This window comes from Cytobacillus sp. NJ13 (assembly GCA_030348385.1).
Taxonomy (GTDB): Bacteria; Bacillota; Bacilli; order Bacillales; family Cytobacillaceae; genus Cytobacillus.
In genome coordinates this window covers 5074592-5098491 of sequence record JAUCFP010000006.1, presented here as the reverse complement: position 1 = coordinate 5098491, position 23900 = coordinate 5074592, and the positions used below count along the sequence as shown (strand labels likewise).

General features: G+C 41.7%; 25 protein-coding genes. 1 reads left to right on the top strand and 24 read right to left on the bottom strand.

Annotated features, from left to right (window positions below):
- Window positions 1-28 precede the first annotated feature (28 nt).
- From QUF73_25245 to QUF73_25190, 12 genes are all read right to left on the bottom strand, one after another.
- Window positions 29-877: an ATP-dependent DNA helicase gene (locus QUF73_25245; protein ID MDM5229422.1), complete on the bottom strand. Its 849-nt coding sequence runs from the start codon at window positions 875-877 to the stop codon at window positions 29-31.
- 155 nt (window positions 878-1032) lie between these two features.
- Window positions 1033-3831 (bottom strand): ATP-dependent DNA helicase DinG, encoded by a 2799-nt coding sequence (dinG, locus tag QUF73_25240; GenBank protein ID MDM5229421.1) that lies wholly within the window; start codon window positions 3829-3831, stop codon window positions 1033-1035.
- Between the two features lie 272 nt (window positions 3832-4103).
- A complete protein-coding gene (gene panD, locus QUF73_25235) occupies window positions 4104-4487 on the bottom strand; it encodes an aspartate 1-decarboxylase (protein ID MDM5229420.1) in 384 nt (127 codons plus the stop codon).
- A 14-nt stretch (window positions 4488-4501) separates the two neighbouring features.
- Complete coding sequence (gene panC, locus QUF73_25230; protein ID MDM5229419.1) at window positions 4502-5359, bottom strand: pantoate--beta-alanine ligase; 858 nt, start codon at window positions 5357-5359, stop codon at window positions 4502-4504.
- On the bottom strand, window positions 5356-6192 hold the full coding sequence (gene panB / locus QUF73_25225) for a 3-methyl-2-oxobutanoate hydroxymethyltransferase (GenBank protein MDM5229418.1): 837 nt from the start codon (window positions 6190-6192) through the stop codon (window positions 5356-5358). The genes panC and panB overlap by 4 nt, the downstream gene beginning before the upstream one ends.
- A 271-nt stretch (window positions 6193-6463) precedes the next feature.
- Complete coding sequence (locus tag QUF73_25220) at window positions 6464-7447, bottom strand: biotin--[acetyl-CoA-carboxylase] ligase (GenBank protein MDM5229417.1); 984 nt, start codon at window positions 7445-7447, stop codon at window positions 6464-6466.
- On the bottom strand, window positions 7420-8628 hold the full coding sequence (locus QUF73_25215; protein MDM5229416.1) for a CCA tRNA nucleotidyltransferase: 1209 nt from the start codon (window positions 8626-8628) through the stop codon (window positions 7420-7422). The genes QUF73_25220 and QUF73_25215 overlap by 28 nt, the downstream gene beginning before the upstream one ends.
- Entirely contained in the window at window positions 8625-9770 is a 1146-nt protein-coding gene (gene bshA, locus QUF73_25210) for an N-acetyl-alpha-D-glucosaminyl L-malate synthase BshA (GenBank protein ID MDM5229415.1), read from the bottom strand. The genes QUF73_25215 and bshA overlap by 4 nt, the downstream gene beginning before the upstream one ends.
- Window positions 9767-10483: a bacillithiol biosynthesis deacetylase BshB1 gene (gene bshB1 / locus QUF73_25205; GenBank protein MDM5229414.1), complete on the bottom strand. Its 717-nt coding sequence runs from the start codon at window positions 10481-10483 to the stop codon at window positions 9767-9769. The genes bshA and bshB1 overlap by 4 nt, the downstream gene beginning before the upstream one ends.
- The gene (gene mgsA / locus QUF73_25200) at window positions 10470-10892 is read right to left on the bottom strand and encodes a methylglyoxal synthase (GenBank protein ID MDM5229413.1); all 423 of its coding nucleotides are present in this window, start codon (window positions 10890-10892) and stop codon (window positions 10470-10472) included. Before mgsA ends, bshB1 begins: the two co-directional genes overlap by 14 nt.
- A 14-nt stretch (window positions 10893-10906) precedes the next feature.
- Window positions 10907-11710 carry a 4-hydroxy-tetrahydrodipicolinate reductase gene (gene dapB, locus QUF73_25195; protein ID MDM5229412.1) on the bottom strand — a complete coding sequence of 268 codons (804 nt, stop codon included), beginning with the start codon at window positions 11708-11710 and terminating at the stop codon, window positions 10907-10909.
- Between the two features lie 14 nt (window positions 11711-11724).
- Entirely contained in the window at window positions 11725-12057 is a 333-nt protein-coding gene (locus QUF73_25190) for a nucleotide pyrophosphohydrolase (GenBank protein MDM5229411.1), read from the bottom strand.
- A 217-nt stretch (window positions 12058-12274) separates the two neighbouring features.
- Between QUF73_25190 and QUF73_25185 the strand changes: the two genes are divergently transcribed.
- On the top strand, window positions 12275-13147 hold the full coding sequence (locus tag QUF73_25185) for a YitT family protein (protein MDM5229410.1): 873 nt from the start codon (window positions 12275-12277) through the stop codon (window positions 13145-13147).
- Window positions 13148-13253: 106 nt separating this feature from the next.
- On the opposite strand, the gene QUF73_25180 is transcribed toward QUF73_25185, so the two are convergent.
- From QUF73_25180 to QUF73_25125, 12 genes are all read right to left on the bottom strand, one after another.
- Window positions 13254-13934: a zinc metallopeptidase gene (locus tag QUF73_25180; protein MDM5229409.1), complete on the bottom strand. Its 681-nt coding sequence runs from the start codon at window positions 13932-13934 to the stop codon at window positions 13254-13256.
- Between the two features lie 141 nt (window positions 13935-14075).
- Entirely contained in the window at window positions 14076-14852 is a 777-nt protein-coding gene (ypjB, locus tag QUF73_25175; GenBank protein ID MDM5229408.1) for a sporulation protein YpjB, read from the bottom strand.
- A 148-nt stretch (window positions 14853-15000) separates the two neighbouring features.
- Window positions 15001-15597, bottom strand: coding sequence for a DUF1405 domain-containing protein (locus tag QUF73_25170; GenBank protein ID MDM5229407.1), 597 nt, complete (start codon window positions 15595-15597; stop codon window positions 15001-15003).
- Between the two features lie 122 nt (window positions 15598-15719).
- Window positions 15720-16487, bottom strand: a complete 768-nt coding sequence (locus QUF73_25165) for a c-type cytochrome (GenBank protein MDM5229406.1) — start codon at window positions 16485-16487, stop codon at window positions 15720-15722.
- 44 nt (window positions 16488-16531) lie between these two features.
- Window positions 16532-17206 carry a cytochrome b6 gene (locus QUF73_25160; GenBank protein ID MDM5229405.1) on the bottom strand — a complete coding sequence of 225 codons (675 nt, stop codon included), beginning with the start codon at window positions 17204-17206 and terminating at the stop codon, window positions 16532-16534.
- Between the two features lie 3 nt (window positions 17207-17209).
- A complete protein-coding gene (locus QUF73_25155) occupies window positions 17210-17716 on the bottom strand; it encodes a ubiquinol-cytochrome c reductase iron-sulfur subunit (GenBank protein MDM5229404.1) in 507 nt (168 codons plus the stop codon).
- A 149-nt stretch (window positions 17717-17865) separates the two neighbouring features.
- Window positions 17866-18330 carry a YpiF family protein gene (locus tag QUF73_25150; protein MDM5229403.1) on the bottom strand — a complete coding sequence of 155 codons (465 nt, stop codon included), beginning with the start codon at window positions 18328-18330 and terminating at the stop codon, window positions 17866-17868.
- Window positions 18331-18454: 124 nt separating this feature from the next.
- The gene (locus tag QUF73_25145; GenBank protein ID MDM5229402.1) at window positions 18455-19000 is read right to left on the bottom strand and encodes a ReoY family proteolytic degradation factor; all 546 of its coding nucleotides are present in this window, start codon (window positions 18998-19000) and stop codon (window positions 18455-18457) included.
- Between the two features lie 90 nt (window positions 19001-19090).
- The gene (locus QUF73_25140; GenBank protein ID MDM5229401.1) at window positions 19091-20353 is read right to left on the bottom strand and encodes a tetratricopeptide repeat protein; all 1263 of its coding nucleotides are present in this window, start codon (window positions 20351-20353) and stop codon (window positions 19091-19093) included.
- A gap of 19 nt (window positions 20354-20372) precedes the next feature.
- Window positions 20373-21278 (bottom strand): hypothetical protein, encoded by a 906-nt coding sequence (locus QUF73_25135; GenBank protein ID MDM5229400.1) that lies wholly within the window; start codon window positions 21276-21278, stop codon window positions 20373-20375.
- A gap of 104 nt (window positions 21279-21382) precedes the next feature.
- Window positions 21383-22672 carry a 3-phosphoshikimate 1-carboxyvinyltransferase gene (gene aroA, locus QUF73_25130; protein MDM5229399.1) on the bottom strand — a complete coding sequence of 430 codons (1290 nt, stop codon included), beginning with the start codon at window positions 22670-22672 and terminating at the stop codon, window positions 21383-21385.
- Between the two features lie 43 nt (window positions 22673-22715).
- Window positions 22716-23822 carry a prephenate dehydrogenase gene (locus tag QUF73_25125; protein MDM5229398.1) on the bottom strand — a complete coding sequence of 369 codons (1107 nt, stop codon included), beginning with the start codon at window positions 23820-23822 and terminating at the stop codon, window positions 22716-22718.
- Window positions 23823-23900 lie beyond the last annotated feature (78 nt).

The window sequence follows — 23900 nt, the reverse complement described above, 5'->3', positions numbered from 1 at the left end:
GGAATTTTCGTGAAGGTTTAATTTTTGTTTATTTGAACTCCTCGCCCTGGAAAATCGTAAATAATTCATAGTTAATGTCTGTAAATTTGATGGTGACGGTTCCGTGCTTTCTTGTATAATATACATCAACCCAGGCGTCATTTAACAGTCCGAACAGATTCGAATCATGTTTTATGGATGGATTATAAAAAAGAATGGCGATCTGAGGATCCAAATGTTTGATCATCTCTTCTGATATGGAATCGTTCCCTCCAAACGCAGGAAGCTTTACAACATTAACATTGGATAACTCTTTTTCCATGAAAAAATCTTTAGATTTTGGACTTGTCGAGTTCATAAATAATAATCGATGCCTTGCAAATGTAAAGGAAATATCCATTCCTTCCCCCGGTTCCTTACCTGCATAAAGAACTTCTGCAAGCAATCCCGGAAAAAGCTGCTGCTTAAAATTCTGATTCCAGGCATGCAGATTAAGATCACTGATTCCGTTCTCACCCTTCAAATCCGAAACTGCAGAATCATTCGCTATAATTTCTTTAACCCCGAAATCTTCTATCAGCCATTTAAGGCTGGTCATGTTATATAATTCCTCATCTGTCAGGATGATTGCTGAAATACGATTAACGCCATATAATTCAAGAAGCTTTTTTAATTCTTCCTCTGTTCCTTGTCCGCCGGTGTTAATAAGGACTTTTTCGTCATTTCCATGATGAATCAAAGAAGCCTCGCCATCAGATAAAGAAAAAAACGTAAAAGCCAGCTCATTACTTTTTAGTTTTAAGTCAATGCTTTCCACTTTAACAGGAACTGCTGGTGAATCCTTAGGTATGTAATACCAATTCGTGAACAGTAGCATAAAGGCGAACAGCACGTTCATCTTTCCATTCCTCCTACATATGAACAAAAGCAGACTGAGTATTTATAAATAAAAAACCCAACAAATTTATAATGCGTTAATCATCTGAATTTATCCTGATAAAACAGATGCCTTGTTCATCATAGAAGGATTCAGTTGAAAATCCCCGGAACTTTTTACAGCCAAGTATAAATTAATTCGACAATTTCATCAATATTACTTTTCTGGACAGGAATAGGCGGAATGGAATCCAGAAATGCCTTTCCATACCTTGCGGTGATAATTCTCCGGTCAAATATCACGATGACTCCTCTATCCGAACGTGTTCTGATTAATCTCCCGACACCTTGCTTAAAGCGGATAACTGCTTCGGGCAATGAGTATTCGGAAAATGGGTTTTTTCCTTCAATTGCAATTTGCTCATTTTTCGCCTGTGCCATCGGTTCATCTGGCGGTGAAAAAGGCAGTCTGACAATAACAAGGCAGGAAAGATCCTCCCCCGGGATATCCACACCTTCCCAAAAGCTGCTTGTCCCTAAAAGAATGGCTTTATCAAATCGCTGAAAATTCCTCGTAAGCCTTGATCGGCTTCCGCTTGTAACACCCTGGGCAATTAGAGCATAATCCTCCAGAAAACCTGATTCCTTAATAAGCTCATAGGTTCTCCTTAACATCTCATGCGAAGTGAAAAGAATCAGCATTCTTCCTTTCGCTGCTTCCGCAATTGAAATTATATGCTCGGTAATAGATGCCACATACTCCTCGAGCGGTACTGCATTAACTTCAGGCAAATCATCAGAAACCACGAGCTTAACCTGCCTCTGATAATCAAAAGGAGATTGAATTTGCTTCATAGTGCATTGCTGTTCCTCAAGCCCCAGTTCCTTTAGAATAAAACTGAAAGAATTTTTTACAGATAAAGTAGCAGATGTAATGACCGCACTTTCCTTTTGGCTGAAGAATTGTTCATAAAGATATTCAGAAACCGATACAGGCTGTGCATAAACAGTTGTGGCATTTTGTGCAGAGCGCGTATCCATCTCAATCCAAACAACAAATTCCGGGGACGGCAAGTGAAAGATATGGTTTAAGTCCTCATACATATCCCTCAAATCATCCAAAATGGAAGCCACTTCCTCCATTAATGCCTTTTCCTCAAAAGAAAGAGCCGATTTAATCTTTGAAACTGCGCCTACACGGCTGTCTAAGCCTTGGATCAATTCCTTTAGCATAAATCCAAAACGTTCCGCACTCGCTAATACAGCATTCGTCTCCTTGTTAGCAGCACTTTTAAATCGGACCGTAATTCGATTTACGCTTTTTTTTGCTTTTGTAAATTTTTTAGCATAAATCGCTATAACTCTAAACAACTCATCCATTTCATGAATAATCTCAGCTATTATTTGGTTGATTTCAAAAGAATGCATGAAATCATCAGGTGTCTCTGCTTTGTCTTCCACCAGCTTTTCAAGCTTATAATATAGCTGTTTCTGTTCAAATAATCCAATTTGTCCAAGCATCAGCCGAACTGATAGATAATCAAGCTTGTTGCCAAAATGTTTCCCTGAAGCCTTAACAAAATGATGCCCCTCATCGATAACCACATGGCTGAATTCAGGCAAAATAACATTCTCTGCTGTAAGATCCGTTAAAAGCAGTGAATGATTCGTAATAATAATATCTGCCTTTTGTGCATCCTTTCTTGCCCTCAGATAAAAATCTCTGGAAATCCACGACTTATCCTGCAAAAAAGCTGTTTCATCATTCTTTATCCTGCTCCAGTAAATCATCCCGCCGCTTGACAGGTTCAATTCATCAATATCTCCCGTGTCAGTCTCTAGGAGCCAGACAAGAATCTGCATTTTGCTGAGGATTGTATCATAATTATCTTCATTATCTCTTAACGTTTGAACAAACTTCGCAAGGCTGATGTAGTGGCTTCTCCCCTTTAGCAATACAGCTTTAAGCGGAAACGACAGCATCTTTTGCAGCAGAGGAACATCCTTCGCCAGCAGCTGCTCCTGCAGCTGTGTTGTATATGTACTGATAAGGACAGTTCTTCCGCTTTCCTTTGCATAAACAGCCGATGGAACAAGATATGCTAAAGATTTCCCAACACCAGTGCCTGCCTCTATTATTGCATGCTGTTTATTTTTGAACGCTCCATAAACCGAATCCATCATGATAAACTGGCCTTGCCTTTTTTCATAAGCAGGGAAAGCTTTAATGAACATTTCCTGCTTTTCCTCATCACTGAATGGAAAGCCCTGAAATTCGGAGCCTGGAGATTCCTGTGCTTTCATCTCTTTTTTCAAAGCAATCCCTCTGTGAACTTCAATTTCATCAGCTAAATACCCAATCTTACTTTCATTAACAGCAATGAGCTCGTCCAATAATATATCAAGATCACTCTTTAAGCCTCCAGACAGCTTGTGCAGCTGTTCTATGGTGTTTTGGGGAAGGTTTTTAAACTTGTTTAATAATATTAACAGGAGCTCAGCAGTTACATACGCATCACTGTCTGCCTGATGGGGACGTTCATGATTAAGGCCTTCCCGGAGTGCAAGATCAGATAATTTGAAGCTATCTGCGGTCGGAAAAAGAATACGGGCCATCTCAACTGTATCAAGAACAGGACCGTAAAACCCGTTATATCCTGCCTCAATTAATTCTTCCTGTAAAAAAGATAAATCAAATAAAACATTATGAGCCACAAAATAGGCACCCTCAAGCAAAGTCAAGACTTTAGGGGCAATTTCCGAAAAGAGCGGGGCATTCTCGACCATTTCATCTGACAATCCTGTCAGCTCTTCTATGAAAGGGGGGATGGATTGCTCCGGGTTTACAAGGGAGGAGTATTCCTCTGTGATTTTTCCGTTTTCAATCACCACAGCAGCGAATTGTATCATTTTATCGCCTTTTTTCGGGGCGTTCCCGGTTGTTTCCAGATCCACTACAACATATTTATTACCCATGGCTAACACCTCTATATTCAGTCATTCAAACGGTATCATAAAAACGGAAAAAGAAAAAGGCAAATAGCTTTTCCCTTATTATTTTTCTTCCACCTGAACTATGCCGTTATTCACGGTGATTATAAGAAAAGCGGAAGCGCCTTGCCCGTCTCCGGCACCTCGAGGGGCAGGCGCTGGAGCCAGACTGTTATCGAAGTTAAAAATGAATGCTTTTCAAAATTTATAAAAAAGAGCTGAAGCTCCATAAGAGTTCAGCACCTAAAATAACTCTATTATAAAACCGTACTTTCCGGCTCTGCATGTATCATGTCAGTGATCCGATTGCTGCTGTCCATTATCGCTACCTTTGGTTCATGATAAGGCACCTTTTCATCAGGAACGAGAGCATAAGAAATGATAATGACAATATCCCCTTCCTGAACAAGGCGTGCAGCTGCACCATTCACGCAGATTACGCCGCTCCCTCTTTCACCGGGTATAATATAGGTTTCAAATCTTGCCCCATTGTTATTATTAACGATTTGAACTTTTTCATTGGGAGCCATTCCTACTGCTTCAATGATGTCTGTATCGATAGTGATGCTGCCAACATAATTAAGATTGGCTTCTGTTACTGTTGCACGATGGATCTTGCCATTCATCATGGTGCGAAACATGCTGCCTTCCTCCCTTAGCTTTCTTTTTTCACTGATATTATAGCGTTATCTATTAAACGGGCCTTTGAGAATTTAACGGCCATTGCGATGATGATTTTACCTTCCAGGCGGGAAAGCTGTTTAAGATGGGGATAGGATAGAATTTCAATATAATCTATTTCCCCGCTTGTATTTTGTTTAATGAATTCCTTCATGCGTGCGAGAATCCTTTGAGGATCATGTTCCCCTTCAGCTATAGCGGACTCCGCCATCTTAAGACTTTGATAGAGAGCTGTTGCCTGGTCGCGTTCTGCTGGAAGAAGATGCACGTTCCTTGAGCTCTTAGCCAGGCCATCTTCTTCCCTGACCGTCTGAACAGGGACAATTTCCACAGGAATATTGAAATCTCTTACAAGTCCATCAACAACAGCCACCTGCTGAGCATCCTTCATCCCAAAATATACTTTATCAGGCTGTACAATGTTAATGAGCTTTATAAGGACCGTTGCAACACCGTCGAAATGTCCCGGCCTGGATTTCCCGCATAAGACATCCGTCCGGTCCTGTACATTGGCCGTTACAGACGGAGTCACAGGATACATTTCTTCTGCTGAAGGATAGAAGATATAGTCGTTCCCCTCATTCTCTGCAAGGCTGCTGTCACGCTCGAAATCCCTGGGATATGTCGCTAAATCTTCTTTAGGGCCAAATTGAAGCGGATTGACAAAGATGCTTACCACTGTCACATCATTTTCTTTTCTGGCGGCACTTAATAAGGAAAGATGGCCATCATGCAAATAACCCATAGTCGGGACGAAGCCGATTGTCTTTCCTTCCCTCTTAAGCTGAAAAGCAATACTTTGCATTTCTCTTATATCAGTAATCGTTCTCATACTTTTCCTCCATACAAGCTCTGCAGCTCTTCCTCTTTCATCTTGAAAGAATGGGAGTCATCAGGAAATGATCCGTTCTTCACTTCTGCAGAATAAGCCGCAAGACTATCGCCGATAATCGGGTTCAGGTTTTCATACTGTTTCACAAACTTGGGAACACGCTCTACACCGTATCCTAATACATCATGGTAAACAAGAACCTGTCCATCTGTATCCTTGCCGGCTCCGATTCCAATGACAGGAATCGTCAATTCTTCAGTAATCTGCTTTGCCAGCTGTTTTGGAACACACTCGAGGACAAGAGCAAAAGCTCCAGCCCTCTCACATTCCCTGGCATCATCAATCAGCTTTCTGGCTGCTTCAGCGTTTTTCCCCTGGACTTTATATCCGCCCAGGACCCCCACGGATTGTGGTGTCAGCCCCAAGTGGGCAACAACAGGAATACCTGCTTTTGTTAACGCTCCGATATGTTTTGCGACTTCATCACCGCCTTCAAGCTTAACAGCATGTGCTCCTGTTTCCTGAATAAGCCTTGCTCCATTTATAAGTGTATCTTTTGCGGACAAATGATAGCTCATAAACGGCATATCAATCACAATGAATGTATTTTTTGCTCCTCGCTTGACAGCTTTTCCATGATGAATCATATCCTCCATTGTAACGGGAACGGTTGAATCATAGCCCAGCACTACCATCCCAAGCGAGTCCCCAACAAGAATCATGTCCACATTGGCATTTTCGGCCTGTTTGGCAGCAGGAAAATCATAAGCGGTCAGCATGACAATTTTCTCATCATTTTCCTTCATTTTCAGAAAATCAGTTGTTTGCTTCATTATTCGTCCTCCTTATGCAGGAAGAGGCAATAAAACTTCCAAATGAGTTAAAAAACAGAACATTTAAAAAATCCTTCTGAAGGCAGAAGGATTTTGCAATAGCTCATATATCAGTTCATCCCTCTGTCCCGGTCCATTTTTTGGATCTAGGCAGATATTCTATTTATTTTATGATTCTTGCAAAAAGGTGCAGTTCTTTTAAGGATACTGCCCATAAAAAGTATATCAAAAAGGTAAAAGAATTGGCTATAAAAAATTGTAGGCGAGCAAATTAGACATCCAGCTCAATGTCCGCAGAATAGACGTGATGGACCTTCCCGCTGCTGTCTTCAATCATTAGGACCCCATCTTCTGTAATTCCAAGAGCCTTGCCATATATGCTGCCGGTAATAGTTCTTGCAGTAAGGTTCTTGCCAATGCTGACAGCATAACTTTCCCATAAAAGCTTAATCGGATAGAAGCCTTTATCTAAATACAGTTTATAAAGGTTTTCCAGTTTGCCCAGCAATACTCTAATCAGCTCTGCTCTTGAAAGCTTTTCGCCTTTTTCAATGGATAAAGAAGTGGCAATCTCTTTAAGTTCATCTGGATAATCATCATGCGCCTGGTTAACATTGATTCCAATGCCGATGATTATTGAAATTATGCGGTCTGCATCCGCCTGCAGTTCAGTCAGGATTCCAGTAACTTTTTTCCCGTTCATTAAAATATCATTCGGCCATTTAATTTGCGGTGTTAAATCTGTTAACTCTTCAATCGCCTGTACAACAGCCACTGCTGTAATGAGCGTAAGCTGCGGTGCTTTCGGAGGTGGAATGTTCGGCCTCAGGATAACACTCATCCATACACCGGTTGATTTTGGGGAATGCCATCTCCTGTCCATTCTACCCCTGCCTGACAGCTGTTCTTCCGCAATGACGACTGTTCCTTCCTCTGCACCCTCGTAAGCAAGGCGGTGGGCAATCTTCTGAGTTGAGTCAACACTTTCTTCATGATGAATTTGACGGCCAAGTGTTTCAGTCTGCAAACCCAGCCTGATTTCATCAGGAGTAACCTTTTCAGGTGTTTTCGTAATCCGATATCCTTTTCTTCTGACCGCTTCCAGTTCAAAACCTTCTTTCCTCAGCTCTTCAATATGCTTCCATACAGCCGTTCTTGAACAGCCAATCAGGTCGGCTAAATACTGGCCTGAAAGGTATTCCTCCTTGCTTTTCGTAAAAGCATCAATCAATTTTTTCCTGATTTCTGATTGCAATTTATGAGCCACTCCCTTATGGATTCATTGCTATTATTCAATTCGCCGCTCAAGACAGCTTTCTCCGTTTTTTCAAGCTCCGCTTTGATCCAGGGACCAGGAGGTTTGCCAAACCAATCCATCAGGTTATCTCCGGTAAGCTGAAGATCACTTCTCTCTTTAATCGGCAGGGAATTGTATTGACTCCTCAGGGTATCGGTCCCCCTGATTGAGTCCTCATGCATGATTACGTTGCGGACACGCTCGGCGTTAAGTGAAACGCCCCCTGCCTGGTAAAGGGAATAGGCATCCCACTTGTTGTTGGCTCTATACCGAATCCATCTATTAATTGCCAATATCTTTTTTATTTTCTTTATAGGCAGTTTCCAGCTCTTAAAAAAAGCTTCAGCCTGCGACTCGCCCAAATCAAAGATGCATGCAAGAAAGGCCCACATTTCATCCACTGTCAGTTCAGCTGCATTATAATCTTCTGCCTGCATTAATTCCTTTCGGAAGCCAGACATAGCTGGCAAATACTTAGACAATCCTGTTTCCCCAATGACCTTAAGAGCCTTCATCCGGCTGGTTCCTGCTAATAGCTTTTCGAATTCTGCCAGCTTTCTTTCCACTGCAATGTTTTCAAGTAAATGAGCCAAAGATGCCAAAGCATCATACGTTTTTCTTTCAATTTCGAATGCAAGCTGACTAAAAAAGCGGACTGCTCTCATCATTCGAAGTGCATCTTCAGTAAATCTCTCAGCAGGCTGTCCAACGGTGCAGATTCTTTTTTCCTCTATAGCGCCCCTGCCGTTAAAGGGATCAATAAGTCGCCCTTCCTTATCCATGGCAATGGCGTTCATCGTAAAATCTCTTCTTTTCAAATCCTCTTCCAGAGATCTGATAAATTGAACTTCCGAAGGACGCCTAAAATCCAGATATTCAGCCTCTGTCCTGAAAGTTGTAATTTCATAGGGTATTCCATTATATAGGACAACCACAGTGCCATGCTCAATGCCCACATCAAGTGTTCTTGAAAATATGGTTTTTACTTCCTCAGGGGCAGCGGAAGTGGCAATATCAACGTCCGCAATTTCTTTACCTAGGATATGATCCCTGACAGAACCTCCAACAAAATAGGCCTCATAGCCTGCCGCTTCTATATCCTTGAGCACAGGAACTGCCATTAAAAAAGCTTCATTCATCCAAGGTCACCTTTTTCCAAAAGTTCATAATAAAACTCTTCATATTGAATGACAATCTGGCCGGCACTGAACCTGTCTTTTGCAAGTGAAATGGATTGGGAAGCAAACCTTTTAAGAAGGAGCTCATCCTTAAGCAGTTTAATTGCTTTTCGTGAGATATCAGTTATATCCCCCAGAGTACAAATATAACCAGTCTCACCGTCGCTGATTACTTCTGGAATTCCCCCGACTTTTGTGCCGATGCATGGCACTCCGCATGCCATCGCCTCGAGAGCAACAAGTCCAAAGCTTTCCTTTTCCGATAATAAGAGCATTAAATCACTAATGCTGTAAAGTTCCTCCAAATTATCCTGTTTTCCCAAAAACAAGACCTTATCTTTAAGCTGCAGATCATTCACCAGCCTGCATATTACGGTCATTTCCGGTCCATCGCCTACTAATAGCAGCTTGGAAGGAAATTCTTCCATGATTTTTGCAAAAGCTTTGACAACATCAGGCACCCGCTTTACACCGCGGAAATTGGAAACATGGATGATAACCTTCTCATCCGCTTTTATACCATATTCTTCTTTAAGATAAGCAGAATCGGTTTTCTTGTATATTCGTTCATCAATAAAGTTATAAACCGCTCTTATTGATTTATCAGGTTTTATCAGGTCATAAGTTTGCGAAATGAGCGCATTGGAGACCGCTGTAACGCCATCAGATTTTTCGATTCCAAAACGGATTGCATCTGTCAGGGATGGATCATACCCGAGAACGGTAATATCTGTTCCATGAAGGGTCGTAACAATCTTAATATCCGTACCGCTCATCTGCTTAGCCAGAATCGCACAAACTGCATGCGGAATTGCATAATGCACATGAAGAAGGTCAAGTCCCTCGCGTTTTATCACTTCTGCCATTTTACTTGCAAGCGCGATATCGTAAGGAGCATATTGGAACACGGAGTATTGATTTACATCCACCTGGTGATAAAAAATATTTGGGTACATCCTTTTCAGTCTAAAAGGGAGGCTTGATGAAATAAAATGTATTTCATGGCCTTTTTCGGCCAGCATTTTACCCAGTTCTGTTGCAACAACACCTGATCCTCCCACCGTGGGATAGCAGGTGATACCTATTTTTAATTTTTTTCTCATAATTCTCCACCGAATATATCCATATTAACCACTAAGGGTTTATTGACAATAAAACCCTCTGCATATTCCACCCCTGCCTGTTTTCCAAATAGGCTTTCCCTCGCTGCAACAGTTTCAATATAACCGTTGACAAGCGGTGTATCAAATGATTCAGGGCTTTTTGCAAATTGACTTCGATAAGACTCCAGTCCTGCAGCTTTTTTATCCATAAAAGCTGAGATATCGATAAGGAAGTCAGGCTTATGGAAACCATTTATCATGTAAAAGTGCAGGCTTTTCACCTTATGCGGAGCAAAATTGCCGCCTGTTGCATACTTCCTGATTCCGGCCGAAAAGACGGCTTCTTCCACCAGACGGGCACAATGTCCATGGTCAGGATGCCTGTCCTCCATATAAGGCGCAAACACAAGAGCAGGCTTGTATTTACGGATCATTTCAGCAATCTTTTTTATGTACTCCTGGTTAAAATATAAACCCCTGTCAGGCAGATTAAGAGTCTCCCGAACACCAGCCCCCAGAATTTCAGCTGCTTTTAGTGATTCCTCTTTACGGATTTCAACCGTCCCATTAGAAGAAAGCTCGGCCTGGGTCAAGTCGCATATTCCAATCTTTTTTCCAATCGAGGCAAATTTGGCTATTGTGCCGCCCATGCCGATTTCAACATCATCAGCATGCGCGCCAAATGCCAGAATATCAAGATTATCCAGGTTCATTCATGTCACCTTTTTCACTTACAATATTCCTCCATGATAAATCATTGCGTTCCAGGCCTTTAATAATAATTTCAGCAGTTCCCATATTAGTCGCCAATGGGACGGCATATACATCACAGAGGCGCACCAAAGCTGAGACATCCGGCTCATGAGGCTGAACAGTCAGAGGATCTCTGAAGAAAAATACAACATCCATTTTATTGTTGGCAATTAAAGCACCAATTTCCTGGTCCCCGCCAAGTGGTCCAGACTGAAAACGATGAATGGAAAGGCCAGTTTCTTTCATGATACGTGAACCAGTTGTTCCAGTAGCATAAAGGGTATGTTCAGCAAGAATAAATTTATAGGCGATCGCAAATCTTACAATATCATCCTTTTTCTTATCATGAGCAATTAAGGCAATATTCATGTTGGCACCCCTTTCTAATCGATAATATTTTCGAGGCCGTAGACGAGAGTATCAATTTTTAAAACAGTATCAACAGCAAGCTTTACTCCAGACATAAAGGAAGCCCTGTTATAGGAGTCATGACGGATGGTCAATGTTTGTCCCTCCGAACCGAACATTACCTGCTGATGAGCAATCAGGCCAGGAAGCCGTACAGAGTGTATATGCATGCCATCAAAATTTGCGCCTCTTGCACCAGGAATCGTCTCCTTTTCCTGTGAGTGCCCCTGCTCCTTTTTTGCTCTTACATCAGCAATCATTTCTGCTGTTTTCACTGCAGTCCCTGATGGAGCATCCAATTTCTGGTCATGGTGCAGCTCTATAATTTCCACATCGTTAAAATATCTTCCTGCCAATTGTGAGAATTTCATCATTAATACAGCACCAAGTGCAAAGTTTGGGGCGATAATGCAGCCGATTCCTTTTTCCTGGCAAAGTTCTTCAAGCTCTTTCAGATTTTCCTTCGAGAAGCCTGTTGTTCCAACAACTGGCCTTACACCGTACTCCAGGGCTGTTTTTGTGTGGAACATTCCTACTTCCGGAGTGGTCAAATCGATAAGCACATCCGGTTTTAGTTCCTGAAAGCACAGAGCAAGATCTGTGTATACCGGAACTTGGCCAAATTGTGAGAATCCTTCAAAATCGCCAAGATAGCCCCCGCCATTTTTATGGTCGATTACAGCAGCTATTTCATAGTTTTCTATACGATTAACGAGCTGGACTGCTTCGCTTCCCATTCGCCCCCGCGGTCCCGCTATAACAACTTTTACTTTTTCCATTGTCCTCTCTCCTTCTATTCCTCAATTCTTGTCCATCTGTCTTTATCCCGTGTGCTGAATTTTTTCATGACACGATCGTGCGCTTCTTCCAAGTCAATATTTAAGGAATTAGCAAAGCATATTAGAACAAAGAGCATATCTCCAAGCTCTTCTTCGATAGCCTTTTCTTCTTCGGTGGATTTTTTAGGTTTTTCACCATAGTGATGGTTCACTTCCCTGGATAGTTCCCCAAGTTCTTCAGTCATTCTTGCCAGCATGGCCAATGGACTGAAATAACCTTCTTTAAATTGGCTTATGTATGAGTCTACTTCTGTTTGCATTTCTTTGATTGTTTTTGATGTTTGCATTTATTTCACCTCTGCTTTTAATAGGTGTATCTATATACGGAGATTATCACTTTTCATGTTAAGCTAAAGATCGGCTATTTTACAAATATTTTTTATCATCGCGCTTAATTGATTCCCCTGTGCATTCTTGTCCGGAAAGGTCATTGCTCTTATATTCTGTATCTTATATAATTAGATACGCTTTGGTATTGTGATATTCAGGCAGTGGAGGGATAATATGCTTTTTGGGTTAAAGTTTAAAAATATTTTTTTCATTTTGCTTGGTGCGGCCATTTTTTCGTGGGGCCTTGTTCATTTTAATATGCAGAATAATTTGGCTGAAGGCGGATTCACCGGGATAACGCTGCTCTTATATTTCCTTTTCAAGTGGGACCCATCTTATACAAACTTGCTGCTAAATATCCCACTATTCTTTATAGGGTGGAAACTTCTTGGCAGGAACGTTTTTGTTTACACGATCATCGGAACGGTCGGTGTATCCATTTTCTTATGGATTTTTCAGCGGTACCAGATCGAAATGCCTTTAAAAGAGGATTTAACTCTTGCTTCTCTATTCGCCGGAGTCTTTATCGGAATTGGCCTAGGGACCATTTTCAGGTATGGGGGCACAACAGGCGGAGTGGATATAATCGCGAGGCTTGCTCATAAGTACGCAGGGGTCAGCATGGGAAAGACGATGTTCATTTTTGACTTTTTTGTTATAGCACTTTCTTTAATTACATATTTGGATTATAGGGAAGCAATGTATACTCTTGTTGCTGTTTTTATCGGTGCCAAAGTAATCGATTTTATGCAAGAGGGCGCCTATGCAGCAAGGGGAGCGATGATTATTTCCGAACAAAATGATGCCATTGCCGATAAAATCATGAAAGAGATGGACCGGGGTGTCACTGTGTTAAAAGGCCACGGCTCCTTCACCAAGAAAGAGCGGGAAGTGCTCTATTGTGTAGTTGGCCGTAATGAAATTGTCCGGTTGAAAAATGTCATTACAGCTGTTGATCCTCATGCATTTGTTTCGGTTACAGCTGTCCATGACGTACTGGGGGAAGGCTTTACTTTGGATGAAAATAAAAAGCCGGTTGAACGCTAAAAAATAATTCCAGGAGATGTTATAATGAACATCTCTTTTTTGGGCAAAAAAAAAGCCAGCTAGCCGGCTTTTTTTACTATCTAGCTCCAGGCGCCAGCGGCTTTTCCTACTCCGATCTTGTCATACCTGTGTAAATAAGGATTAAGCGAAGCAATTCAAGCACAGCAACAGCTGCTGCCGCCACATATGTCAATGCAGCTGCATTCAAAACTTTTTTAGTTTCTCTCTCTTCATCGTTTCTGATAATTCCGAGTGACACTACCTGATCCATCGCACGATTAGAAGCATTGAACTCCACTGGAAGAGTGATGACCTGGAATACCACTGCAGCTGCCATAAAGATAATTCCCAACAGCACCATTCCGCTCAACCCTGCAAAAAAACCGATTATGATCAGAATCCAGGAGAAGTTTGAACCAAGATTCGCAACAGGCACCAGCGCATGGCGAAAACGCAGGAAAGCGTAATCCTGATTATCCTGAATTGCATGGCCAACCTCATGGGCCGCAATGGCCGCAGCTGCAACTGAATGGCCGTGATAATTTGCTGCTGATAGCCTGACAGTCTTAGAACGCGGATCATAATGGTCTGTTAAATGTCCCCTGGTTTCCTCCACGCCAACGTTAAATAAGCCATTTTCATCCAGAATTCTTCTGGCTACTTCAGCACCTCTCATTTGCGTGGATGAAGGAACTTTTGAATATTTGCTGTAAGCTCCCTTTACTTTCATTTGCGCCCAAAGCGGAACAAGAATAATTATTGCAAAGTAAATGAGATATCCTCCCATTTTATAACCTCCCATCAAGCTGATCATGTTGAATTTTAACCGCTGGCTTTCATATCTCCAGCATACGATTCGTTCTAACTATCTTTTTCCCCTTTCCCTTTATGGCAAAACGGAAAAAGACCTCAATTATTCTTTTTGTACTTAAGATCGATTTTTTTGTCTTGCTCTGTCTCCCTTATATTTTCTCCAGCCTACGTAAGATAATGTAATGATGATAATGCTCCCTGTTGAAATGATCACCCACCATAGGGATGGATCTGTTTCATCTTCTGTCATTTCATCAAAGATTGTCTGCAGATCATTTTCCAATGCAGCGAGTTCCTGCTGACTTGCCTGCTGGGAAAGCACCTGCGGTCGATAGTGATCGATAAAATTAATGCGGGCGTTCAGTTTTTGTACCTTTTCTGCATCAACATCAATTTTTAAACTGGGATAAATAACCTCATATAGAGACAAAAAGGAATTCAAATGTGAATGAAAGTTCTCGTTATTTCCGCTGTATGCGGCTTCCTTAACTTCTCCAAATACCGTCATAATCGGCTTCTCCATTTCGGTCCATAAAGGCTGATATTTTGAGGAGATTGCATCCATTACAAGGCGGAATTTTGTTGCATGATTCAGCCTTTCTTCATGGCTCATTGATGTATTGACAGCAGCTTGTACAGCATCATCATGAGAGACGGTAATAATCCGCAGTTCGTCCATTGTAAATGGCCTTTCCTTGCCATTCACTGCAACAAATTGCTCGGAAAAATACTCCAAAAGCTTCTTGGCATCCTCATACCTATGGAGTTTAACCATCTGTAAGGCTTCATTAGATAATTGATCTAATTTATCTATTTGTGTTGTCTTATCTGCAGACACCATTCCTGGCAATAACATAATAATGAATAAGAATGCGATTACTTTTCGCCTCATTAAACTTGTCCCCCCTCAAATTACTATTAGATAAATATGAAAAGAGGGACAAGGTTAGACCAGAAAATAATTCCGTCAGCCAGGTTATTTCTTTCAAACAAACGAGGAACCAATACACTCAATGATTTGGATCAGGACAATCGAAGCACTATTTCACTATATCCAGACTAAACCGATTCTTTCTTAAGACGAAGTAATAAGCGGTCCCTAATGAAAAAAGACTGAGCCAAAATGTAAAATAGCCGATTTGCGGTGTGTAAAGATCTAAAATAGGATAGCGCGGCAGCATGAAAAAGACGTAATCAATTACATCATTATGAAGAGTCCAGATTCCTGTTAAGACAAGATGCCATACTTTAAAACGGTAGAAAGGTGCATACAGAACGCCCTGAACTGCCATTGCACCATGCGAGAAGATCAGCATGAGAGCAACAGGATCCATTTCACCTGTCACCTGAAAAACGAGCAAATTCATAACCACAGCCCAAATTCCGTATTTAATAAGGGTCACTATAGCTAATGCTTCAAACAGCGGCCAATTTTTACCCAATAGAAAGGCGATTAGCACAAACATAAAAAACAGGCTCGCTGTAGGACTGTCCGGTACGAAAGGCAAGAAAATTGGCGGTGTATCAACAAGCTGCCACTTATACCATATATACCCATAAATTGTGCCTGCCGTGTTAATGATCAGAAGCAGTATCAGCATAGCTCTGCTGCCTAATAAAGGATAGATCCATTTCATATTTTGTTCTCCTTCTCTATGTACACGATTATTTCATTATTTTACCACACCAAATGCCTGTAAAAAAACTGAACAATTTATGTGCATAAAAAAGAAGCTGGCAATGCCAGCTTCTTTACAAATTATTTGCTTTCAAGGCCAGAAATAAACTCAGCAAGCTTCTGAAGTTCTTCATCAGTGCCTTTGAACATTCCTGGAGGCATAGCGCCTTTACCGTTTTTAGCAATGTCAGAAACTTCTTCAGGTGTTAACCCAGTGTCAACAAGTGCAGGTGAACCTGCTCCACCCTGAAGATCTCCTCCGTGGCAGGAAATACAGCCGTTCGCTTCAAAAATCTTGTAGCCTTCATCCTCTTTATCAAACTCTACTTCAGCCACAATCTTACCTTGCTGTGCGGCAGCTTCCCAGTCATGGTGTGCAACAGACTCCCAAGTCAGGAAAGTGATGCCGGCTAGAGCCAATAACATGAAGCCAGTTGCTAAAGGACGCTTGGACGGACGGCGTTCAGGTCCGCGGTCTATGAATGGTGCAAGCAGCAAAGCTCCGAATGCAAGACCCGGAATAATGAAAGCACCGATTGCATTATAAGGTCCAGAAGCATAGCTGTATTTCAGAAGCTGGTACAAGAATAGGAAGTACCAGTCTGGCAGCGGGATATAAGCTGTATCACTAGGATCAGCAATTTTTTCTAATGGCGGCTCATGCGCAATTGTCAAGCATAGGAAACCGATAAGGAATACAGCCCCTACCATCCATTCCTTTAATAGGAAGTTTGGCCAGAATGCTTCTGTTTTTCCTGGATATTCCGAATAGTCTTTCGGGATATTCGGTTTGCGTTCTGCAGGAACACGAGAGTCACCTACGAATTTCATACCTTTACCACGATGCATTGGGCGATTTCCCCTCCTTTTGCAATGATCAAAAAAATTATTTCTTACAACGGTCCTGAAATACCCTGTTTACGAATCATAATGAAGTGGGCAGCCATTAACCCGAATAGTGCAGCCGGTAAGAAGAATACATGGATGGCAAAGAATCGGGTGATCGTCTGAGCGCCGACAATATCAGAAGATCCAGCAATAAGTATTTTCAGATATTCTCCAATCAGCGGAGTTGATTCTACGATCTGGATTGTTACTTTTGTAGCGAAAAGGGCTTTCATATCCCAAGGCAATAAGTAACCTGTAAGTCCGAGTGCAAGCATAATGAAGAAAATAAGCACTCCGACAACCCAGTTTAATTCACGGGGCTTCTTATAAGCTCCCTGGAAGAAAACACGTAACGTATGTAGGAACATCATTACGATTACCAAACTTGCTCCCCAGTGGTGCATTCCGCGGACAATTTGTCCAAATGCAACATGGTTCTGAAGATAATACACGGATTCCCATGCATTTTTAATATCCGGAACATAATACATTGTCAGGAACATACCGGATAAAATTTGAATTACAGTTACAAAGAACGTCAGACCGCCAAAACAGTAAACGAATGCAGAGAAATGATGTGCAGGGTTTACATGCTCAGGAACTTCGTGGTCGGCAATATCCCGCCAAATCGGCGTAATATCTAATCGTTCATCTACCCAATCATAAATTTTGTTTAACAATTATTACGCCTCCTTTCGCGGTTCAGCCTTGCCTAAATACAAAAAGCCGTCTTTTTCTGTGTAAGGAAATACATCTAGCGCTGCAACCGGCGGTGTACCTGGAACGTTTGTCCCATCCTTTGTATAAAGGCCGCCATGGCAAGGGCAGAAGAAATGATCAGGATTTGATTTGTCAGTATTCCAGTCAACTACGCACCCTAAATGCTTACATACTGGAGACAATGCTACAATTTCACCTTTTTCATCCTTATAAACCCAAGCAGTGCCGGTAACTTCGGATGTGTACCAAGCATCCTGCTGTTCAAATGTGTAATCAACCCTTGTTGGCGTTTCAGTAATTTCAGCCACTTTTTGCTTTGTTGGGATAAAATCACTCTCACCAGCTGCCTGCAATACAGGATCGACCGCAAAACGGACCATCGGCATCAGCATGCCAGCTGCCATGAAACCGCCTACACCAGTAAGTGTATAGTTTAGGAATTGACGTCTAGAAACTCGATTTTTGCTCATACTTTTCCCCCCTCTATTATGAAGTTAAGTCCAACGGACAAAATTCAACACAATATAAAACTAGGACATAACAATGATATATCAATCTTTATGTAAGGTCAATATAATCCTTTGGCGAAACATGTAAATAGAGCGACTCAACATTCACACTATTCACCATTTTGCCACTTTTGCACGAATAAATTCAACAGCTGCTTCACCTGGTCATCAAGAATGGAATTTCGATAGTTTTCATCCATATGCTCAAGAGGCAGGGATGGCAGCCAAATCAAACCTCCTTCCAAACGTTCTTCAAGTGATTTCCACATGCTATCTGAAGTTAGAAGGAATATATGCTTAAATCCCTGTGCCTTCAATTCTGCTTCCCATTTTCCCAAGTTGCTGAGGAGGCTGTCTTCCCCTGCTGATTTCAAATAGGCATAGCCAGGAAGCATGATCAGACGGCCTCTGAATTGCCGTTCAAGCTGCACACTTAGAAGCGATATAAATTCTGTCATAGCTACAGACTGTTTGATATCATCGCCAAATGATATTGGAAGGAGCGGCAGAACTGCAGTGTCTACATATTGCTTTTCTTTAAGGAACATTTCGATATCCTGTGATACCCATTTCATATCATTCACTCCATTACATATATTTGCCTCCCTTAATATATCATTAATGATTAGAGTGCTTCAAATCAGATTACGCTATAAGGACTCTGACAAAATAAGAGCCCTGCTTTAATAAAAGCAAGGCTTAGGTTGTTTCTATTTTATTCAGCTGCTGAGTCAAAATGTTAAAAGCTTTTTTATCCTGCTTATCCAATGCTTCATCAATCAGCTCAAGGAGTTTTTCTCTTCTAAATTTCTCAAGGCTTTCTGTCAGGAACCTTTCCGCGATCAGGCGGTCCTTTTCATTAATCTGGAGTGTTTTTGGCATAAAGGGGTTTTCCTCCATGACAGCTGCATACTGATGGGCCTTGTTGGAAGCATTGAAATTAAGCTGAATGTAAATCTCTTCATCCCTGTTTAAGCGGATATCATGGAAGGACTTCTCCGCGTCTGTGGTCATTACATTCTCTTTGTAAAAACGGAAAGGAACTTCATCCACACAATGGGTGGACATGATCAGGCCTCTTGGACAATACTGTGCCTGCTCCACAAAATGCACTTTCTCCATAAGCTGGTCATGGCTCATCAAATAATTGAGAATCCATACGCATTCTCTTCTTTTGAGCTGATAATGGTTTAAAAACCAGCGGATAAAATCTTTCTTCTCGTTGACAGATACAGGGGTCGCCATTTTTGATTCCCTCCTCTGCTTACAGACAAATTTGGCCTAACTGAAATTACAATAAGGGCACCATTCGCTTATAAAAAGCAGCTTCCTCATTTAAGCAAGAAAATCATCTGTGAGTCTTTCCAGAACATCGAGATACTCTTCATTGCCTGGCTCCAGTTTGATTAGTGTATTAAAAATTTCGGCAGCCTCTTCCCTTTTTCCTTCCTCTGCTAAAAAATATCCGTAATCTGAAAGAAAATCAGGCTGCTGTTTAAAGAAAGTATATGCAAGCTGATATTTGTTTAATGCCTCTGAATATTCTTCAGTATGCTGAAAGGCAACAGCTGAATCCCATATAAGCTGCGGCTCTTCAAGCTCGTTTAAAATATCAGTGATCTCGATTACATCTTCATATCTTTCATGCTGGAGAAGAAGTCTATTTAAATAAATGGCTGCCTGGACATATTCGGGATCCAGTGCAAGAGCCTGCCTGAACATATCTTCCGCTTCTTTTTCATTGCCATTTTTCAAGGCGAGCTTACCGCCATAGAAGAATAGTTCTTTATTAAACTCGTCCTGTTTTATGCCTTCCTTTACCGCTTCAAGGCCTTTTCCAGCCTCTTCCTCCCGCTCGTATGCCTGGGCAAGGTATAAATACAGTGAATGATACTCGGGGTCCAGTTCCTTCAGTTCTGTCAATTTTTCAATTGCTGTACGGTTAAAGCCAGCTTGCAGCGCTGTAAAAGCATAGCTGAAAAGGGTATTAATCTCCAGTTTATCATCAAGCGCTTTTTCGTAATATGGAAGGGCATCTTCAAATGCTCCTCCTGCGCTGAGAATATCCGCCATTCTCTGATTTACATTTATACCTGCAATAACTTCCTCTTTCCCGAGAACAATTTCGTAAATCCGTTTTGCTTCCAGGAATCTTCCCTGCTCTGCATAAAGTTCCCCCAAAGCAAAATCTACAATTACTTCATCAGGCAATATTTCTTTTGCTTTCAGCAGTTTTTGTTCGCTGACCTCGAATAGACCATCCATTTGGTACAAATCTGCTAATAGGAGAAGCGACTGCGGAAAGCTTGGATCACGCTCATTTATTCTTTCAAGGACGAGGATGGCTTCCTCTTCATTTCCCAGATCAATATGTGTTTCAGCTAACAGAACGAGCAGTTCCCCTTCTTCCGGATATGCTTCCAGAAGACGTTCATATAATGCTTTTGATTCCTCAAGGAACCCATACTGGAACAGTTCTTCCGCCAGCAGGAACCTTTCTTCATGTGCACCATCCAGCAGTATTTGCTGATAGCTCTCCAATGCTTCTTCGTGATGACCGTTTTCTAAAAGAGTAATGATTTTATTTACTTTATCCATACTAAATTCCTTTCGAATGCTAATCGGCTATTTTAAAGTAGGCTGGTGTACTGATTTTAACATGCTCGCCGGACCCTGAACGAAAAATCACTTCCTGTCCGGCTCGTATCACATTTCCCCTCAGTACAGAGACAGCAAGTTTATCTCTATGATAATGAAACAGCTGTGATTCTTCAATGGTAAGACCTTCTCCAGGTTTTTCATATAAATTATAACTGACTTCACTACCCTGATGGATATTTCCTTTTAACGGGTAAATTCCTGCTTTGGATAGGACTGACCGGGATAGCGGTTCGTGTTCGTTCAGCTCACTTGGCATGGAAGGAATTTTCTGCTCCTGCATCAGTTTTTTCCATAATGTATTAATTCTGCTTTTCTCCTTTTCGTTCCTGCATGCAAAGATAGGGGCAAGCGGGCAATTATAAGGAAACATGGCTTCCCGCAGCCACCCCCATGGTACAGTTTCAAGCTCCTTTGAATCCTGTATTTCAACAAAAACAACAGGAACCCTTTCCCTCTTGCATCTTCTCATAAAAGAAGGTGTGAGGAGACGGACAGGAATCTTAACACCAATAATATAGTCGATTGGGCTGCTTAACAAACCTGCCTTAAAGCATTTCAGGTCACTCTTCATGGAATATTCATGTGTTACAGGTGCGGCTGTCAGGAAGGCTGTACAGCCTTTTAATAGGAACTCCCTTATATAATACTCTTTGAGTTCAGAAAAAGGTTTTTCCAGCGGTATAGATGTATCCAGAACCACAAATCCTGCAGCCATAATAAATGCAGCAACATCCATTCTGGCAAACTGAAACCTTTTCATTTCTGCCTGCATCAGTGAAATCTCATTATTCTTGATAAGCAGTGATGTTTTTAACAGCTTGTCTTCCTTTAAAATATTTGCATTCTCAATAATATAAGTCATAAAACCACCCTCTTAAACGGTCTTATGACAAGCTATGAATTTTTTACATAAATATGACTGATTGAATAGAAAAAGAGCTGCAGGAAAACAGCTCTTTTTTACGATTATGAAATAAGGCTTTCAAAATGCTCGAAAAACGACGGATAGGATACAGAAATAGCTTCTTTCTGATGAAGCTGAACTTCCTCCTTTGAAATGGCAGCTGCAATCGCAAGCATCATGCCGATTCGATGGTCCCCATGGCTTGAAACAGTTCCTCCTGAAAGGGATGATCTCCCTCTGATCACCATTCCATCTTCTGTAGCAGTAATATCGGCTCCAAGCTTTGACAGTTCATTGACAACCGTGTCAATGCGATTCGTTTCCTTGACCTTAAGTTCTTCTGCATCCTTGATTACTGTTTCTCCTTCTGCCTGTGTTGCGAGCAGGGCAATAATAGGAATTTCATCGATAAGCCGGGGAATGAGCGCCCCTTCGATAACAGTTCCTTTAAGGTCAGATGTTCTAATGGTAATATCTCCTGCAGGCTCGGCTAATCCATTTTCATATGGCTCAATGCTAATATTTGCACCCATCTGCTGCAATACTTCAAGGATGCCGGTCCTTGTAGGGTTCAGCCCGACGTTTTTCAATTTAATCTCACTATTAGGCACAATGGCTCCTGCAGCCAGAAAGAAGGCAGCAGAAGATATATCGCCAGGAACATGAATTTCTGTCCCTGTTAGTGTTTGTCCGCCTTTAATCCGAATGGTATGCCCATCTGCCGCAGCTTCCCCGCCAAATTGCTTAATCATTCTCTCGGTATGATCACGCGTCTTCACAGGTTCAATAATGACTGTTTCCCCGCTGGCCTGCAGACCGGCAAAGAGCAGCGATGATTTTACCTGTGCACTCGCAACAGGAAGCTCATACTTTACCCCTGTCAGAGGTCCTCCAATTACTGATAAAGGAGTAAACTCTCCATTCTTCCTGCCATTAATCTTCGCTCCGAATAAACTTAGTGGCGCAGTAACTCTTGTCATTGGCCTTTTGGCTATTGATTCATCCCCGACAAGGACCGAATGGAACGGACGGCCAGCCAGGATTCCCATCATAAGACGAATGGTCGTACCGGAATTGCCAACATCCAAAATATCTTCAGGCTCCTGTAATCCTTCCATCCCCTGCCCCATAATTATGACTTTATTGCCTTCCTGTTCAATAGATACTCCCAGCTTTTGAAAGCATGCAATCGTACTTAAACAGTCCTCACCAAGCAGAAAATTGGTTACAACAGTCTTTCCCTTTGCAATTGATCCAAACATTACAGATCGATGAGATATGGATTTATCACCTGGTACCGCAATTTCTCCGCTTAATCCTTTAAGATTTGTCCTCAAATTTGCCGGAATCATATTAATCACCCTTTGCTGGTTTATAAATGTCTTTCCTCCTGCCCTATAGACCGATGGTTGTTTCATAGCTTGTATATCGCTCTAAGCAATTTATTGCCCGTTCCCGGTCCTCTTCAGTTTGAAAGCTGATAACCAGGACACCGTAAATTTCTTCTCTTGTTTCCAGAATTCTGATATTCGTAATGCTGATTTCTTCCTTGGCTAAATATCCAGTGATTTCTGAAATGACACCAGGGTAGTCAGGAACATCGACGAAGAGATCATAAAATGCCGGAATTGCCCCTTTTTCTTTTTGCGGCAGTTCATCCCTGAACAGTTTTGCACTGGAAAAATACTCAAAAATGCCCTCACTGTTTTCTTGCTTGAGGATTGATTTAACATTCTCCATTTCTTCCTGCCAATCCTCCATTAACTTAAGCAGCACTTCTTTATTCTGAAGCAGGATATCTCTCCACATTGCAGGGCTGCTGGAGGCAATCCTGGTAATATCCCTGAATCCGCCAGCAGCCAGTCTTGGAATAAGCTTTTGCGAACGGCTTGTTTTTTCTGCCTGATGGACAAGAGAAGCAGCCACCATGTGCGGGAAATGGCTCACGATACCAGTTATATAATCATGTTCTTCAGGCGATATGGTCAGAAATTTTGCTCTCGTCCCTGAGAGCCATTCTTTTAACCTTTCAATCTCTTCCGGGGAAATATGATCTTCAGGAGTGAGCAGATAAAAGGCATTTTCAAAAAGCAATGCTTTTGCTGCTGTGACACCGCTCTTATGGGAGCCTGCCATCGGGTGGCCTCCGATAAAAGCAATTCCTTTTTCCTTCAGTACCTTAGCACAGCTGACAATTCCATTTTTAGTGCTGCCTGCATCCGAAATGATGACCGTGCTTTTCAGTTCACACTCTTTTAAAATATGTATAATTTTTTGCGTTTCCTGCACAGGAGCAGCTATTAAAATTAAATCGGCGTCCCTTGCCCCATCTTCAATAGTAGCAGAAATTCCATCTGCGACCCCAAGCATTTCAGCAAGGCGTCCCTGCTCTTTATTTACATCAAAGCCGATGATCATGCTCTCACTATGGCTTCTTTTTATTGATAATGCCAATGAACCGCCGATCAAACCAAGGCCGATAATAAAGATTTTCCCTCTCATCCTCTCACCGCCTTTATTAAAAATAATTCAGAGGCAGCCCTGTGCCTCTGAATGGATATCAAAAAAGTATTAATACTA

What these genes read in the sequence shown, in the direction of transcription:
- QUF73_25245 (MDM5229422.1), bottom strand. Translation starts at nt 877, where the DNA reads ATGAACGTGCTGTTCGCCTTTATGCTACTGTTCACGAATTGGTATTAC.
- dinG (MDM5229421.1), bottom strand. Translation starts at nt 3,831, where the DNA reads ATGGGTAATAAATATGTTGTAGTGGATCTGGAAACAACCGGGAACGCC.
- panD (MDM5229420.1), bottom strand. Translation starts at nt 4,487, where the DNA reads ATGTTTCGCACCATGATGAATGGCAAGATCCATCGTGCAACAGTAACA.
- panC (MDM5229419.1), bottom strand. Translation starts at nt 5,359, where the DNA reads ATGAGAACGATTACTGATATAAGAGAAATGCAAAGTATTGCTTTTCAG.
- panB (MDM5229418.1), bottom strand. Translation starts at nt 6,192, where the DNA reads ATGAAGCAAACAACTGATTTTCTGAAAATGAAGGAAAATGATGAGAAA.
- QUF73_25215 (MDM5229416.1), bottom strand. Translation starts at nt 8,628, where the DNA reads ATGAATGAAGCTTTTTTAATGGCAGTTCCTGTGCTCAAGGATATAGAA.
- bshA (MDM5229415.1), bottom strand. Translation starts at nt 9,770, where the DNA reads ATGAGAAAAAAATTAAAAATAGGTATCACCTGCTATCCCACGGTGGGA.
- bshB1 (MDM5229414.1), bottom strand. Translation starts at nt 10,483, where the DNA reads ATGAACCTGGATAATCTTGATATTCTGGCATTTGGCGCGCATGCTGAT.
- mgsA (MDM5229413.1), bottom strand. Translation starts at nt 10,892, where the DNA reads ATGAATATTGCCTTAATTGCTCATGATAAGAAAAAGGATGATATTGTA.
- dapB (MDM5229412.1), bottom strand. Translation starts at nt 11,710, where the DNA reads ATGGAAAAAGTAAAAGTTGTTATAGCGGGACCGCGGGGGCGAATGGGA.
- QUF73_25190 (MDM5229411.1), bottom strand. Translation starts at nt 12,057, where the DNA reads ATGCAAACATCAAAAACAATCAAAGAAATGCAAACAGAAGTAGACTCA.
- QUF73_25185 (MDM5229410.1), top strand. Translation starts at nt 12,275, where the DNA reads ATGCTTTTTGGGTTAAAGTTTAAAAATATTTTTTTCATTTTGCTTGGT.
- QUF73_25180 (MDM5229409.1), bottom strand. Translation starts at nt 13,934, where the DNA reads ATGGGAGGATATCTCATTTACTTTGCAATAATTATTCTTGTTCCGCTT.
- ypjB (MDM5229408.1), bottom strand. Translation starts at nt 14,852, where the DNA reads ATGAGGCGAAAAGTAATCGCATTCTTATTCATTATTATGTTATTGCCA.
- QUF73_25170 (MDM5229407.1), bottom strand. Translation starts at nt 15,597, where the DNA reads ATGAAATGGATCTATCCTTTATTAGGCAGCAGAGCTATGCTGATACTG.
- QUF73_25165 (MDM5229406.1), bottom strand. Translation starts at nt 16,487, where the DNA reads ATGCATCGTGGTAAAGGTATGAAATTCGTAGGTGACTCTCGTGTTCCT.
- QUF73_25155 (MDM5229404.1), bottom strand. Translation starts at nt 17,716, where the DNA reads ATGAGCAAAAATCGAGTTTCTAGACGTCAATTCCTAAACTATACACTT.
- QUF73_25150 (MDM5229403.1), bottom strand. Translation starts at nt 18,330, where the DNA reads ATGAAATGGGTATCACAGGATATCGAAATGTTCCTTAAAGAAAAGCAA.
- QUF73_25145 (MDM5229402.1), bottom strand. Translation starts at nt 19,000, where the DNA reads ATGGCGACCCCTGTATCTGTCAACGAGAAGAAAGATTTTATCCGCTGG.
- QUF73_25140 (MDM5229401.1), bottom strand. Translation starts at nt 20,353, where the DNA reads ATGGATAAAGTAAATAAAATCATTACTCTTTTAGAAAACGGTCATCAC.
- QUF73_25135 (MDM5229400.1), bottom strand. Translation starts at nt 21,278, where the DNA reads ATGACTTATATTATTGAGAATGCAAATATTTTAAAGGAAGACAAGCTG.
- aroA (MDM5229399.1), bottom strand. Translation starts at nt 22,672, where the DNA reads ATGATTCCGGCAAATTTGAGGACAAATCTTAAAGGATTAAGCGGAGAA.
- QUF73_25125 (MDM5229398.1), bottom strand. Translation starts at nt 23,822, where the DNA reads ATGAGAGGGAAAATCTTTATTATCGGCCTTGGTTTGATCGGCGGTTCA.